The organism is Erwinia sp. JUb26 (assembly GCF_003751505.1).
Lineage (GTDB): Bacteria > Pseudomonadota > Gammaproteobacteria > Enterobacterales > Enterobacteriaceae > Erwinia.
On sequence record NZ_RJVB01000001.1, the window covers coordinates 417,713 to 432,737 of the forward strand.

At 58.7% G+C, this 15,025-nt stretch carries 14 protein-coding genes; 6 read left to right on the top strand and 8 right to left on the bottom strand.

What is annotated here, in order from left to right:
* Positions 1 to 63 precede the first annotated feature (63 nt).
* Positions 64 to 2,370, bottom strand: a complete 2,307-nt coding sequence (locus EC836_RS01940; RefSeq protein ID WP_123329611.1) for an FdhF/YdeP family oxidoreductase — start codon at positions 2,368 to 2,370, stop codon at positions 64 to 66.
* 241 nt (positions 2,371 to 2,611) lie between these two features.
* On the opposite strand from EC836_RS01940, the gene EC836_RS01945 reads away from it, so the two are divergent.
* Together EC836_RS01945 and EC836_RS01950 are read left to right on the top strand one after the other, a co-directional pair.
* On the top strand, positions 2,612 to 4,201 hold the full coding sequence (locus EC836_RS01945; protein ID WP_123329613.1) for a PTS transporter subunit EIIC: 1,590 nt from the start codon (positions 2,612 to 2,614) through the stop codon (positions 4,199 to 4,201).
* A 105-nt stretch (positions 4,202 to 4,306) separates the two neighbouring features.
* Entirely contained in the window at positions 4,307 to 5,203 is an 897-nt protein-coding gene (locus tag EC836_RS01950) for a LysR family transcriptional regulator (RefSeq protein ID WP_123329615.1), read from the top strand.
* 148 nt (positions 5,204 to 5,351) lie between these two features.
* Here EC836_RS01950 and EC836_RS01955 read toward each other — a convergent pair whose 3' ends face one another.
* The 7 genes from EC836_RS01955 to pspF form a co-directional block, all read right to left on the bottom strand.
* Positions 5,352 to 6,497 (bottom strand): oxidoreductase, encoded by a 1,146-nt coding sequence (locus EC836_RS01955; RefSeq protein WP_123329617.1) that lies wholly within the window; start codon positions 6,495 to 6,497, stop codon positions 5,352 to 5,354.
* A 229-nt stretch (positions 6,498 to 6,726) separates the two neighbouring features.
* Positions 6,727 to 7,533, bottom strand: a complete 807-nt coding sequence (gene sapF / locus EC836_RS01960; RefSeq protein WP_123329619.1) for a putrescine export ABC transporter ATP-binding protein SapF — start codon at positions 7,531 to 7,533, stop codon at positions 6,727 to 6,729.
* Positions 7,533 to 8,525 (bottom strand): putrescine export ABC transporter ATP-binding protein SapD, encoded by a 993-nt coding sequence (gene sapD, locus EC836_RS01965; RefSeq protein ID WP_123329621.1) that lies wholly within the window; start codon positions 8,523 to 8,525, stop codon positions 7,533 to 7,535. The genes sapF and sapD overlap by 1 nt, the downstream gene beginning before the upstream one ends.
* Positions 8,525 to 9,415 (bottom strand): putrescine export ABC transporter permease SapC, encoded by an 891-nt coding sequence (gene sapC, locus EC836_RS01970; RefSeq protein WP_123329623.1) that lies wholly within the window; start codon positions 9,413 to 9,415, stop codon positions 8,525 to 8,527. Before sapC ends, sapD begins: the two co-directional genes overlap by 1 nt.
* A complete protein-coding gene (gene sapB / locus EC836_RS01975; RefSeq protein WP_123329625.1) occupies positions 9,402 to 10,367 on the bottom strand; it encodes a putrescine export ABC transporter permease SapB in 966 nt (321 codons plus the stop codon). Before sapB ends, sapC begins: the two co-directional genes overlap by 14 nt.
* Positions 10,364 to 11,992 carry an ABC transporter substrate-binding protein SapA gene (sapA, locus tag EC836_RS01980; RefSeq protein WP_123329627.1) on the bottom strand — a complete coding sequence of 543 codons (1,629 nt, stop codon included), beginning with the start codon at positions 11,990 to 11,992 and terminating at the stop codon, positions 10,364 to 10,366. Before sapA ends, sapB begins: the two co-directional genes overlap by 4 nt.
* Before the next feature lie 305 nt (positions 11,993 to 12,297).
* Positions 12,298 to 13,287, bottom strand: a complete 990-nt coding sequence (pspF, locus tag EC836_RS01985; protein WP_370346327.1) for a phage shock protein operon transcriptional activator — start codon at positions 13,285 to 13,287, stop codon at positions 12,298 to 12,300.
* Between the two features lie 188 nt (positions 13,288 to 13,475).
* Between pspF and pspA the strand changes: the two genes are divergently transcribed.
* Genes pspA through pspD form a run of 4 tightly spaced genes read left to right on the top strand, consistent with a single transcriptional unit; the run spans position 13,476 to position 15,009 of the window.
* Positions 13,476 to 14,141, top strand: a complete 666-nt coding sequence (gene pspA, locus EC836_RS01990) for a phage shock protein PspA (RefSeq protein WP_123329629.1) — start codon at positions 13,476 to 13,478, stop codon at positions 14,139 to 14,141.
* Positions 14,142 to 14,176: 35 nt separating this feature from the next.
* Positions 14,177 to 14,404, top strand: coding sequence for an envelope stress response membrane protein PspB (gene pspB, locus EC836_RS01995; RefSeq protein ID WP_123329631.1), 228 nt, complete (start codon positions 14,177 to 14,179; stop codon positions 14,402 to 14,404).
* The gene (gene pspC / locus EC836_RS02000) at positions 14,401 to 14,751 is read left to right on the top strand and encodes an envelope stress response membrane protein PspC (RefSeq protein ID WP_123329633.1); all 351 of its coding nucleotides are present in this window, start codon (positions 14,401 to 14,403) and stop codon (positions 14,749 to 14,751) included. The genes pspB and pspC overlap by 4 nt, the downstream gene beginning before the upstream one ends.
* 27 nt (positions 14,752 to 14,778) lie before the next feature.
* Complete coding sequence (gene pspD / locus EC836_RS02005; RefSeq protein WP_123329636.1) at positions 14,779 to 15,009, top strand: phage shock protein PspD; 231 nt, start codon at positions 14,779 to 14,781, stop codon at positions 15,007 to 15,009.
* The last annotated feature ends 16 nt before the right edge of the window (positions 15,010 to 15,025 follow it).

Consider the following 15,025-nt stretch of genomic DNA (forward strand, 5'->3'; position numbering starts at 1 on the left):
GATTAACCGCCTCGCGGCAAGTCTGACATAAAAAGGGCGGCCATTTTTAGGCCGCCCACAGGCTTACGCAATTCGCAGTTCGTGCTTAATCGGCGACAGAGAAATTTTCACCGGCACCGACTTCGACGTCGGCGTTCCGCTGATATCGCCAAAGCTGGACAGCGGCACCAGCGGGTTGGTTTCCGGATAGTAGGCGGCCAGATTTCCGGCAGGAATATTGTACGGCACCAGCTTGAAGCCATGAACTTTACGGGTAATACCGTCGTTCCACACGGTTTCAATATCGACATTATCCCCGTCGGCGAAGCCCAGCTTTTCCATGTCCTGCGCGTTGATAAACAGCACTTCACGCTGGCCGTAAACGCCGCGATAGCGGTCGTCCAGACCGTAAATGGTGGTGTTGTACTGATCGTGCGAACGCAGGGTTTGCAGCGTGAACGGCACGTCGGCATCCAGCGGTGGGAACAGGGAAACCGGCAGCGCCGCGTTGCTGAACTGAGCCTTCTCATGCAGCGTATTAAACCGCAGCTCTGCGGCGGCGTTTCCGAGATAGAAACCGCCCTTAATATCGCATTTCGCATTGAAGTCCGCGAAACCCGGGATTGTCGCGGCGATATGGTCGCGGATCAGGTTGTAATCCGCCGCCAGTCCCAGCCAGTCGACTTTCTCATTGCCCAGCACCACGTTGGCGATACCGGCGACAATCCAGGTTTCAGAACGCTGCGTATCGGCAATCGGCTTGCCCACGCCTTCCGAGGCATGCACCATGCTGAACGAGTCTTCCACGGTGATAAACTGCGGGCCGGTTGCCTGAATGTCCTGCTCGGTACGGCCAATCGTAGGCAGGATCAGCGCATCAACCGCGCCCGGGCACAGGTGGCTGCGGTTCAGCTTGGTGCTGATCTGTACTGTCAGGCCACAGCGGCGCAGGGCTTCTTCGGTACGCGGGCTGTCCGGCGCGGCGGCAGCGAGGTTACCGCCCAGAGCGATCAGTACCTTGATTTCATCGCGCAGCATCGCTTCCAGCGCTTCAACGGTATTGTGGCCGTGTTCACGCGGCGGCTCGAAGCCAAAATGCTGGCCCAGGCTGTCGAGGAAGGCTTTCGGCGGCTTCTCATCGATGCCCATGGTGCGGTTGCCCTGCACGTTACTGTGACCGCGCACCGGGCACAGTCCCGCACCTTTTTTGCCTAACTGGCCGAACAGCAGCTGCAGATTAACGATTTCACGCACCGTATCGACGGAGTGTTTGTGCTGGGTGATGCCCATCGCCCAGGTACAGATCACGCGGTCGGCGCTCTGATAAATCGCTGCCGCTTCGCGGATCTGCAGCTCGCTAAGACCGGACTGCTGGACGATCTGCGGCCATTCGGTGGCATCCACCGCGGCCAGATAGGCGTCCATACCTTCGGTTTTGGCGTTGATAAAGGCTTCGTCAAACAGGCCCTTTTCACCGGCGGCGACCAGCGCACGGTGATTTTCCGCCAGCACTTTGACCATGCCGCGAACGGCGGCCATATCACCGCCGAGGTTTGGCTGATAGTAGGTGGAGCTGATCTGACCGGCCATGCTGGTGACCACTTCCAGCGGCTTCTGCGGATCGGCAAAACGCTCCAGGCCACGCTCGCGCAGGGTATTAAAGGTGACGATTTTCGCGCCGTGATCGGCGGCATGACGCAGGCTGTGCAGCATGCGCGGATGGTTGGTGCCCGGATTCTGGCCGAAGACGAAAATCGCATCCGCATGGTCGAAATCATCCAGACGAATGGTGCCTTTACCGACGCCGATACTGCGCTTCAGGCCGCTGCCGCTGGCCTCGTGGCACATATTGGAACAGTCGGGGAAGTTATTGCTGCCGTTCAGGCGGCCAAACAGCTGATACAGCCAGGAGGCCTCATTGCTGGCGCGGCCTGATGTGTACAGCTCCATCTGATGCGGATTATCCATCGCCTTAATGTGGCGGGCGATCAGGGCAAACGCATCGTCCCAACTGATTGGCTCATAGCGGTCGGTCTGGCGGTTGTAGCGCAGGGGCTCGGTCAGGCGGCCCTGATACTCCAGGAAGTAGTCGCTCTGCTGATACAGCGAGGTCACGCTGTACTGCGCGAAGAAATCGGCACCGATATTGCGGCGGGTCGCTTCCCAGGTGACCGCTTTGGCACCGTTTTCACAGAAGCTGAAGGTACTTTTATTGTCATCGCCCCAGGCACAGCCGGGGCAGTCGAAGCCTTTTGCCTTGTTCATGCGCATCAGGTTGCGCATATTTTTTAACACTTGTTTGCTGTCGAAGACAAAACGGGTGGTGGCTTCCAGAGAACCCCAACCACCGGCCGCGGCCTGGTAGGGTTTAATCGCTTCTTTAAATTTCATGATATGCAGGCTTATGTTGGAATGATGTTAAGAAGTTATGACTCCTTTTGGGTAAGTGTGATAGCCAGTGTGGGAATTGTCTAATTGATTGCAGCGATGGAGCGATAGTTAGTATTTATCGCGAAATTGTTAAAACTGTGATGATGTTCAAAGATTAACCGCCGCTTTTTCCCACATCTACGGCGATCCGCCCGCTGTCGTCTAATACTTAGCGTTCACGAAGCACGGCGGGAGAGGCCAGATGAAAAAATTTGCCAGCAGCGTTCATGCATTCGGTAAGGCGCTAATGATGCCGATTTCGGTGATTGCCGCCGCCGGGATCTTTCTTGGCGTGGCGGCGGCGATGCAGAATCCGGCGATTACCGGCGAGGCATTTGCCGCGATGCAGGTGCCGCAGCTGATCATCGGTTTCATTCGTAAGGTTGCGGGCGCGCTGTTCGCCAACCTGCCGCTGCTGTTTGCCGTTGCCAGCGCCATCGGGCTGGCAAAAGCGGAAAAGCCTACCGCAGCGTTCGCGGCGGCGATCGGCTTTATCGTTATGCACGTGGGCGTCAGCGCCACGCTGGCCGCAAAGGGGCTGACCGCCACCACCACGACCGCTCAGGCGCTGCAGGCGCAGGGGATGGATCAGACCCAGGCGATGATGACGGCGGCGGAATATATCCAGATGCTGGGCATTTTCACCTACAACATGAGCGTGCTGGGCGGGGTGATTGCCGGACTGCTGACCGCCGTGATCCATAACCGCTGCTACCGCGTGCAGCTGCCAACGGCCATCAGCTTCTTCGGTGGGCGGCGCTTCGTGCCGATCGTCACCGTGCTGGTACTGCCGCTGGTGGGCGTGCTGCTGGCGGCGATCTGGCCCACCATTGGCCTCGGTATTGCCTGGATCGGCGAACTGATTGGCAAAAGCGGCCAGTACGGCGCATTTCTTTACGGTACCAGCGAGCGACTGCTGATCCCCACCGGGCTGCACCACATCCTGAACGAAACCGTGCGCTTCACGCCCATCGGCGGCATCGCCACCGTTGACGGTCAGACGCTGGTGGGGGCGCTGAACATCTTCAACGCCTCGCTGACCCATCCCGGCAGCGTGCCCGATGAAACGGTGCGTGAAGCCACACGTTTTCTGGCCCAGGGTAAAATTCCGGTGATGATGTTTGGCCTGCCCGCCGCCGCGCTGGCGATTTACCATTCCGCCCGTCCCGAACACAAGCAGCGCGTCAAGGCGCTGATGCTGGCCGCCGCGCTGACTTCCTTTACCACCGGCATCACCGAGCCGCTGGAGTTCTGTTTTATCTTCGTTTCACCGGTGCTCTATATCCTGCATGCGCTGCTCAGCGGACTGTCGTTTATGCTGATGTCGCTGTTCCATCTGATGATTGGTAACGTGCAGGGTGGGGCAATCGACCTGGTGGTCTTCGGCATTCTGGGCGGGGAAAAAACCGCCTGGTGGTGGAGCATCGCGCTCGGGCTGATTTACGTGCCGGTCTATTACTACAGCTTCCGCTTTATTATCCGACGCATGCGGGTCGAAACCCCAGGGCGTGAAACGGAAGAGGCCGAAACGACGCCGCAGGTGGAAGCGGCAGAGCGGATCAAAGTGATTATCAGCGGGCTGGGCGGCGCGGAAAATATCGAGGATGTGGACTGCTGCTTTACCCGCCTGCGCGTGCGGGTGAAGGAGATGAAAGAGGTGGTGGATGCCACGCTGATGAGCACCGGGGCCAACGGCGTGAACCGCGTCAGCGATACGGATGTACAGGTGATCTATGGTCCGCAGGTGGAGAAAATCGCCGGCGAGGTGAAAAGCGCGCTGGGCATCGCCTGAAGAGACGGCAGGATTAACCGGAAAGGTTATGTTTGTACACGGATAAGTACATCGCTATAATTTCAGATAACAGTAAGTTTTGTATCTTTATGGAATATAAAGAAAATAGACATTAAGCAGCTCATTTATTTGTGCAATCTGGAGCGCGAGCGCCACTTTGGCCGCGCCGCAGAGGCCAGTTTTGTCAGCCAGCCGACCCTCTCAATGCGCCTGAAAAATCTGGAGCGCGAGCTGGGGCTTTCGCTGATCAACCGCAGCAATAACTTCGACGGCTTCACGCCGGAGGGCGAGCGCGTGCTGTCATGGGCGCGGGAGATCGTTTCGGTTTATCAGGGGCTGAAGCTGGAGGTCGAATCGCTGAAGCACGGCGTCAGCGGCACGCTGCGCATCGGCGTGGTGCCACAGTGCAGTATTTCGCTGCCCATGCTGCTCAAGGCGGTGTCCGATCGTTATCCGCAGCTGGATTACCGCATCGCGGTACTCAGCGCCGACCAGCTACTGGAAGCACTGAACAGCCACACGGTGGATGTCGGCATCGGCTTCTTTGAGCTGGCCACGCTGCGTGAACTGCACTTCCAGGCGGAGATGCTGGACGATCGCGGCGTTGAAGTAATCTGGCATCCGCAGCACTTCCCGCAGCTGGAGGGAGATACGCCGCTGGGGCTGGCAGATGTGGTTTCTCTGCCGCTGTGCCTGGCCGACCGCACGCGTTACTTCCGCCGCTATCTCGACAGCCATTTTCTCGACGGGGGCCATACTCTGCGCGTGGTGCTGGAAACCCCCTCCGTATTTCAGCTGATTCAGGGCGTGCAGGTGGGGCTGGGCTGTCTGATTTCTCCCGTCGGGCATCTGATCCCGGAGACGCTCGGTGAACTGTGTCGCCGCCCGCTGCTGATGCCGCCGATGTCGCGCCACGGTGCGGTGGTGATCGCTGAACCGGGGCGCGCCACGCCGCTGGCGCAGCATTTCTTTGATGAAGTTCGTCACGTGCTGGTCAGCTGATCGCAGGCCGGTAACATCTCTTACTGGATTTCAGCGTGCTATCAGCCCGGAAATGTCTCCTGCTGAGCTTCGGTACGGATCTCAGGTCTGCGGCATCTGCGGTTGAACACGACGATCGCCATCAGACCTGCATCAATCCTCTGAGATATTAATGATTTTCAACACTGACCGTCCCCAGACTCTGCATCAGGCGGTTTGACCAGCCGGCGGCGGCCACGCTGAGGATCACATCGAAAATCCCGGCGGTGGATAAACCGACCTCGCGCAGCGGCTGTGTATGCGCCGCGCTGAAGCGATCGGGAACCCGCGTCAGCTGGGAGGCCAGCAGGATAATGGCTTTCTGCCGCTCGCTGGCGATGCTTAAGCCCTGCTCGACACTTTCCCGCAGCGCTTCACTCAGTTCACCCGCTGGATAGTGCGCGAAGCACAGGCTGCTGCCGTTAATTCGTGCTGCGACCGCGGTGGCCAGCGCGGTATCGTCTGACGCGTGCTGTTTTTCCAACGCCGACAGCAGATGCCCCCAGCCGTTCAGCACGTCGCCATCCTGAGCCAGCAGCCAGACGAAGCTTTCAGGCTGAATCAGCGGCAGACAGAAGGTCAGCGCCTCCAGCTGATCGGCGGCGGCATAGCGCGGCTCCAGCGGTGCCAGCGCGGGCTGCCATTCTCCGGCAGGCAGGACGGCCGCATCGGGCGGCACGCTGACGCCTGGCATCCAGCGCACCGGCAGGGCCATCAGCGCGTGAATACCCGCCACCACTCGCGCCTGATAGCTGACGAAGCCGATAATCTGGCTGAAGGTGATAATATCGGGCGCGGTTAGCCCCACTTCATCCAGCCGCTGCAGCGCCGCTGAATCAATCAGCGTCGGCTGCCCGGCAAGCTGTCGCGCGTATTCGGTGATCTGCGTTAAACGGCGATTGCTTTCGCGGGACGAATCCGGCCCCGGCAGGGGATTCAGGCGCGCCGCGTAGTGATTGCACAGGCGCTGAACGCCGGTGACCTGCGCCACGGTCAGCGCGGTGCTGATGCGGTCATACAGCGTCAGGGTATGCGTCAGGCTGGTGGACAGCTGGCTGGGAAACAGCAGCTGATACAAATCGCGCGACGCCAGATGCAGCGGCTGAGCGCGCTGTACACTAGCTTTTAATTCTCCTTCCGCCTGCTGCGTCAGACCAAGTAAAAAGCGGTCTGTAATATCGGCGGCCTCAGGCACCAGCGCGCTACGCTGAGCGGGCAGACTGGTCTGGGTTTCATGATACCAGTGGCTGTTGCCGGGAAAACGGCGTTGTTCCATGGTCATTCCTTTTCAAGTTAACTGACCGACGGATGCCGTTAACGTTAAAGGCACCGCCGATCTGAATGGCATGAATATCCTGACGTAAGCGCTGTGGCGAGCAAAATAATGATCGGTGCTATTAAATAGCTGGAAGATATAAGGGCTTAGGAACGGCAGGGATTTCGACGCGACGCGGCAGTATCACCGCGCGCATTCGGGAAGGTTTTTATCAGGCGAAGGGGGGAAATTAACGATCTTTGCGCCAGGCGTCGGCGGTGAGCGGTTCGCCGAAATGGCTGGTAATCAGACGCTTCGTCAGTTCGTGCAGCGGACAGGCCAGCACATCTGCGGTGCTGCCGCGCTCAACCACCTCGCCCTGATGCATCACCAATACCTGATCGCTGATATGCTTCATCATCCCCAGATGCTGGGTCACATAGATGTAGGCGATGCGATGCCGCTCCTGCAGCTCCAGCATCAGATTGATCAGCTGCGAACGCATCGACATATCCAGCGAGGCCAGCGCCTCATCGGCAATAATCACCCGGGGCTGAAGAATTAACGCGCGGGCCAGGCCGATACGCTGTTTCTGGCCCGGTGCCAGCATATGCGGGTAGTAGGCGGCGTGATCGCGCAGCAGTCCGACCTGGCGCAGGGTGGCGATAATGCGTTTTTCGCGCTCCCCGGCACTGAGTTCGGTATTCAAACGCAGGGGCAGATCCAGAATCTGACTGATGCGCTGGCGGGGATTGAGCGAGTTGGACGGATCCTGGAAAATCATGCGGATACGCTGGCTGCGATAGCCGTAGTCGCCGTATTCCAGCGCGTGATCGTCAATCATCATCTCACCGGCGGAGGGCGCGATCATCCCGCTGAGCATTTTCGCCAGCGTTGACTTACCCGAGCCGTTTTCACCAATCACCGCCAGCGTCTGGCCCTCTCGCAGGGTGAAGCTGACGTCTTTCACCGCTTCAACGTGCTGCCGGCGAAACAGCCCGGTGCGGTAGCGGTAGGTTTTACTGAGGTTGCGCACTTCCAGCAGCGTTTCGTCCATTACTGTTGCTCCGTATTCAGCGGGAAGTGACAGGCGTACAGGTGACTCTTCGAGCCGCTCAGCCGCGGCGTTTCAATGCAGGTGCGCTGCGCGTAAGGGCAGCGCGGCCCCAGGCGACAGCCAATCGGCAAATGCTCCAGCGACGGAATGGCACCCGGCAGCGTATTCAGGCGGCTTTTATGCGGCAGCGAGCGGCCAAAGTCCGGCATCGCGCGGATCAGCGCCTGGGTGTAAGGATGGTGCGGCGCGCTAATCAGCTCTTCGCTGACCGCCGTTTCCACCGTCTGACCGCAGTACATCACATTAATCTTATCGGCCCAGTGGCTCAGCATCTGCAGGTCATGGCTGATCAGCAGAATAGTGGTGTTGTTGTTCTGATTAAGCCTGGAGAGTAGGCGGAAAATCTGCGCCTGGGTCGTCGGCTCCATGGCGTTGGTGGGTTCGTCGGCAATCAGCAGGCGCGGCTGGTTCGCCAGCGCGATGGCGATCATTACCTTCTGGCACTCGCCGTCGGTCAGCTCATAGGGGAAGCTGCGCATAATATCTTTGTGATCTTTAATGCCGACCCGGTGCAGCAGCTCAATCGCGCGATAGTGACGCCAGCGGAAACGCTGATACCAGCGCCCTTTCCACGTTGAACCGGGAATGGCCTGCTTAAGCTGGGTGCCAATGCTCTCGGACGGATCGAGGCAGGACTGCGGTTCCTGAAAAATCATCGACACGTTCTGGCCGACGATTTTGCGCCGCTCGCGCGGGGAGAGGTGCAGCAGATCGATATCATCGAAGCGCATGCGGTCAGCGGTGATGCGCCAGTTGTCCTTGGTCACACCGCAGATCGCCTTGGCGATCAGGCTTTTCCCCGAGCCGGATTCACCCACCAGCCCGCGAATTTCGCCTTCGGTCAGCGTAATGCTGACGCGATCGACCGCTTTCACCGGCCCGTCGGCGGTCATAAATTCAATGGTCAGATTTCGAATATCGAGCAGCGGCATTATTCGACTCCCGCAACGATGGCCCGGCGCACGCCGTCACCCAACAGGTTGACGGTCAGTACACAAAGCATAATCGCTGCGCCGGGTAACATCACTGTCCAGGGCGCAACATAGATCAATTCCAGCGAGTCGCCCAGCATCGCCCCCCATTCTGGCGAGGGCAGCTGCGCGCCAAGATCGAGGAAACCGAGCGCGGCAATATCCAGAATGGCCATCGACAGCGCGCGGGTAAACTCGCTCACCAGAAGCGCGACAATATTCGGTAAAATCGCATGCCACAGAATATCCAGGTTGCTGGCACCGTCGAGCCTGGAGGCCACCACGTACTCTTTTTCCAGCTCATCGTGCACCGCGCTGTAAATGGCGCGAACCAGCCTCGGCAGGATCGCCAGAAATACCGCCAGCATGGCATTTTCAAGGCGCGGGCCCATAAACGCGACGACGATAATCGCCAGCAGCAGAGAAGGAATAGAAAGCAGGGTATCCAGCACGTGGTTCATCACCGCCGAACGCAGGCCGTGGGTCAAGCCTGCCAGCACGCCTAGCAGCATGGCGCAGATGGCGGCGGCCAGAGTAATGACAATCGCCGACCCGACGGTGGGCGCGGCGCCGCTCAGCAGGCGGCTGAGTAAATCACGGCCGAGATCGTCGGTGCCGAGGAAGAAGGAAACATCACCGTAGCGCGACCACGAGGGCGGCAGCAGCTGATAGCCGAGGAACTGCTGATCGATGCCGTAAGGCGCAATCAGATTGCCAAAGATGCACAGCAGCAGCACGGCACCAAAGCTGTACAGGCCAATCATCGCCGTGGTGTCGTGATAGAAAAGCCGCCACGTATGGCTTAGCGGGCTGGGGGGGCGCTTCTCTGCGTAAATATTATCTGAGGGCATACCATTCCTTATGCTTCAGCGGGTTGGTCATTGCCCCGAGGATATCGGCCAGTACGTTTACGGCGATTACCAGCGCGCCGACTACCATCACCCCGGCGGAAATCGCCGCATAATCCTGCTGGCGGATGGCGTTAATCAGCCAGCGGCCCAGCCCCGGCCAGCTGAAGACCATCTCGGTGATCATCGCCAGCGTCAGCATGGTGGAAAACTGTAGCCCGAGGCGCGGGATCACCGGCGGCACGGCGTTATGCAGCACGTGGCGGCGAATAATGGTGAACAGCGACAGCCCGCGCGTGGCGGCCGCCTTAACGTAGTTCTGTTCCATCACGTCGCGGGTACTGATGCGCAGCAGGCGGATCACCTCGGTGGTGGGTGCAACCGACAGCGCGGCAACCGGCAGGATCATATGGCGCAGCGCGCTGACGATCATTTCATGCCGCCACGGCGAGTCGGAAAGAAACGCATCAATCAGCGCGAAGCCAGTAATATTTTTCACCGGATAGAGCAGGTCAAAGCGCCCGGACACCGGCAGCCAGCCGAGATTAAGCGAGAAAAACAGCGTCAGCAGCAGCGCCAGCCAGAACACCGGCAGCGAGAAGCCCAGCAGCGCGATGGCGCTCAGCAGCTTATCCTGCCATTTGTTGCGCATCACCCCGGCGACAATTCCCAGCGGGATCCCCACCAGCATCGCCAGCGCAAAGGCCATAAAGCACAGTTCCAGCGTGGCGGGAAACACCTCGCGCAGCTGCTGATTAATCGACTGGCCGTTAATACTGGATACGCCAAAATCCAGATGCAGAATGCCTTTAAACCAGAACGTCCAGGCATCGAACAGCGATGCGCCCTGTAGCGGAGCGTGCGGCGTAAAATAGCTCAGGCAGAAGCCGATCAGCGTCAGCATAAACAGGGTCACGACAAACAGCACCAGTCGGCGCAGCGTATAAATAATCACGGTGAAGTCTCCTCACCGTTGTCGCGATGGACTCCGGCAAACGACGCATTACCAAATGGACTGAGGACCAGGCCTTTAATATCATGACGATACGCCTGCAGACGCAGTGAATAGGCCAGCGGCAGCACCGGTAGCTCTTTTGCCAGCAGCGCCTGAGCGCGATCGTAATAGTCGATGCGGGTGGCCAGCTGCTGGGAAAGCAGCGCGCGGTGCACCAGATCGTCGAACTCAGGATTACACCAGTGAGCATAGTTGGTCTGTGAAGCAATCGCCGCGCAGCTCAACAGCGGGCGGAAGAAGCTGTCGGGATCGTTACTGTCTGTAGACCAGCCGGTCAGGGTCAGATCGTGATTCATCTCCATCAGGCGCGCCTCCTGGAAACGGCCATCCACCTGCACAATAGTGACCCGCACGCCGATCTGCGCCAGGTCGGCCTGCAGCAGCTCCGCGGTTTTCATCGGGCTGGGGTTCCACGCCTGGGAGGCGGAAGGCACCCACAGAGTAAGATGCAGATTTTCGATCCCCAGCGCTTTCAGCGCGTCACGGGCTTTCTGCGGATCGTAAGGCGTAACGCGTGCATCGGTGTCATAGGCCCAGGACGCGCGGGGCAAAATCGAGGCCGCGGTTTCAGCCGTGCCGTAAAAAATCGACTCCATCAGGCGTTCATTATTAATGCCCAGCGCCAGTGCCTGGCGCACTTCCGGCCGATCCAGCGGCGGTTTGCGGGTATTAAACGCCAGATAGGCAGTATTCATCCCCGGGCGCAGCGTCAGGCGCAGGCGCGGATCGTCGCGCAGAATAGACAGCTGGCTGGCTGCGGGATAGGCCAGCACATCGCACTCGCCGGTCAGCAGTTTGGACAAGCGCCCGGTGCCGCCCGCGCCGAGATCGATCACCACCTGCGACATGCGCGGCGTGCCTTTCCAGTAGTTCTCATTACGCTGCAGGCGAATATACTGCCCGGCGCGATACTCGCTGAGCATAAACGGCCCGGTGCCAATCGGCTCGCGGTCCAGCTGCTCCTGACGATCGCTTTGGGTCAGCTTATCGGCGTACTCCGCCGACAGAACGGGGGCGTAGTGGGTGGCCAGATGCCAGAGGAACGAGGCATCCGGGCTGTTCAGGCGGATCTCAACGGTATTTTTATCGAGTTTTTTAACGCTTTGCACCGCATCGGAGAACTGCAGGCTGTCGAAATAGGGGTAGCTGCCGCCGTTGACGTTATGCCAGGGATGCTGGCGATTAAAGACGCGCTCGAAGCTGAACACCACATCATCGGCGTTCATCGGGCGGGTTGGCGTAAACCACGCGGTTTTCTGGAAAGCGACCTTCTGGCGCAGATGGAAGCGGTAGGTAGCACCGTTATCCAGTACTTCCCAGCTTTCGGCCAGCTCGGGGATCAGCCGATAGGTGTAGGGGTCAACGTCCAGCAGGCGGTCGTAGAACTGCGCCGCAAGGGTATCCACGACCAGCCCGCCGCTGGCCATCTGCGGATTAAAAGTGTTCATGACGCCGTTCACGCAGTAGACAAACCCGCTCTGGCGGATATCGCCGGGCGTCGCCGACCATGCCTGGGCGCTGAAAACGCCGAGACTGAGTAACAAGGTGGAAAATAATTTGCGCATAATTGGTCTGATATTTAAGGCATAACCAGAGTGTACCGCACTCTCAGCGTATGGCTACAGCCCGGCAGGATAACTGACCGCTAATTCGCCAGCAAAAGAGCATACTGTTATGAGGGGTGTTCAAAATACACCCAATATCACTACGGTAATGAGAAAAATTCTCAACAAAGTACTTTACACAAAGAAGTGAGAATGATTATTATTGCCTTGCGCTTCACCGGTGGCTCTACCGGAGAAGAGCACGACATTGCTCACATTGCTTCCAGTATTTTTCAGCCCACCTTGAGTGGGCTTTTTTTTGCCCGCTATTCGTCCCCGCTGATGGCATGCTTTTTTAGCATCGCGCGGAGCTGATGGTAGCTGACGCCCAGCAGCTCCGCCGCCCGGCGCTGATTAAAGCGCGCCTGAGCAAGGCTCTTTTCCACCATCGCGCGCTCCTGTTGCAGCTGCCAGTGGCGCAGGTCAAAAGGCAGGTCGGGCAGGGCGTCGCCTTCGGGTTCGGCTGCCCGCGCGGCGGGGGCGGATGGACTGAACGGATTGATGATGATGGTATCCAGCAGGTGTTCGCTGTCCGCATGGCGATAGACCGAACGCTCCACTACGTTTTTCAGCTCGCGCACGTTGCCAGGCCAGCCGTAAGCCAGCAACTCCTGCTGCGCGGCGGAGGAGAAGCCGGGGAACAGCGGCAGGCCGAGCTCGCGGCACATCTGCATGGCGAAGTGCTGTGCCATCACCAGAATATCGCTGCGGCGCTCGCGCAGCGGCGGCAGTTGCACCACGTCAAACGCCAGCCGGTCGAGCAGGTCGGCGCGGAATTTCCCCTCGCGCGCCAGCAGCGGCAGGTCGTCATTGGTCGCACACACCAGCCGCACGCTGACCTGCAGCGGCTGGCTGCCACCGACGCGCTCAAGATGGCCGTACTCAATCACACGCAGCAGCTTTTCCTGCACCAGCATCGGTGCGGTGGCCAGCTCATCCAGGAACAGCGTGCCGCCGTCCGCGCGCTCAAAGCGGCCGAGATGGCGCTTCTGAGCGCCGGTAAACGCCCCGGCTTCGTGGCCGAACAATTCGGAATCCAGTAGATTTTCATTCAGCGCCGCGCAGTTCAGCGAAATAAACGGCCCCTGCCAGCGCCCGGACAGGTAGTGCAGGCGGCTGGCGATCAGCTCTTTCCCCGTCCCGCGCTCACCCACCACCAGCACCGGCTTATTCAACGGCGCGAGTCGGGAAACCTGCTCCAGCACTTCCAGAAAGTTGTTTGATTCACCCAGCAGGGTATCGGAACGATCGCTCATAATGAAATTCACCAGGATTTAGCGAGATTAACCACTCTAAAGTTTAGTCCAGCGGCTGTAAATATGCCTGTTCTTTAAAATCAATAAGATAAAAACTGGCACGCCTTTTGAATAGTATCATCCCGTACAGCACACATCGTGTTTAAAACGGCAGACGCCGGAACCTGTTCATTAAAGAGGATTTTATTATGGGAATTTTTTCTCGTTTCGCCGACATCGTGAATGCCAACATCAACGCCCTGCTGGAAAAAGCGGAAGATCCACAGAAGCTGGTGCGTCTGATGATTCAGGAAATGGAAGATACGCTGGTGGAAGTGCGTACCACCTCCGCTCGTGCGCTGGCCGAAAAGAAACAACTGCTGCGCCGCATTGACCAGGCGGAAACCCAGCAGGCGGAATGGCAGGACAAGGCCGAACTGGCGCTGAGCAAAGAGAAAGACGATCTGGCCCGCGCCGCGCTGATTGAAAAACAAAAGCTTACCGATCTGATCGCCGTGCTGCAGCAGGAATCCGGCCAGGTGGAAGAGAGCCTGACGCGCATGAAAGGCGAGATTGGTGAATTGGAAAATAAACTGAACGAAACCCGTGCTCGCCAGCAGGCGCTGACGCTTCGTCATCAGGCGGCTTCTTCTTCACGTGACGTTCGCCGCCAGCTGGACAGCGATAAAATTGATGAAGCGATGGCGCGCTTTGAGTCGTTTGAACGCCGCATCGACCATATGGAAGCGGAAGCCGAAAGCCACAGCTTTGGCAAAAAGAAAACCCTCGACCAGCAGTTTGCTGAACTGCAGGCGGACGATGAAATCAGCCAGCAGCTGGCGGCCCTGAAAGCTAAAATGAACCGCAGCGAGTAAGCTAACCGTCAACGGGCCTGTATTAAGGAGAATCAATGAGCGCGTTATTTCTTGCCATACCGTTAACTATTTTCGTGCTGTTCGTTGCGCCAATCTGGCTTTGGCTGCACTACAGCAACCGGCAAAATCGCGGCAGCGAGCTGTCGCAGGGCGATCTGCAACGACTGCAGCAGCTGACCGGCGATGCGAAAAAAATGCGTGAACGCATTCAGGCGCTGGAAGCGATTCTCGACGCCGAGCATCCGAACTGGAGGCAGCCATGAATCACCGCCATAAGCTTTACCGTATTCCGCAGCAGGGTAAACTGAAGGGCGTCTGCGCCGGGATTGCCAACTATCTGGATATTCCGGTGCGGCTGGTGCGGGTGATTGTAGTGCTGTCGATGTTCTTCGGGCTGTTTGTCTTTACCCTGGTCGCCTATGCGGCGCTGGCCCTGGTTCTGGACGAAATGCCGCAGAGCGAACTGGATAATCAGCCGCCGCTCAATGCGAGACAGCTTCTGGACGATCTCAGCGATGAACTGCGCGGCGGCGAACAGCAGCTGCGCGAGGTGGAGCGCTACGTCACGTCGGAAACTTTCACCGTGCGCAGCCGCTTCAGCCAGCTTTAATCATGTTCTCACCACGTGGAGAAAATTATGCGTCACGGTAAACCGACCCTGCGTAATCAGGCAGCTCCCGCGCTGATCAAGGCGGGAAAATTTATACTGATTAGCGCCATCACTTATGGCCCGGCGGGCCTGAGCGGCTGGGCGGTGAAATCCGTGGCGCGTAAACCGCTGAAAATTTTACTGGCGTGGGCGCTGGAACCGCTGATCCGCCGCGTGATGCGCGGAGCAGTATCAAAATGGGTGAAACCGGCCCGCTAGCGCCAGTGTGTTAAGC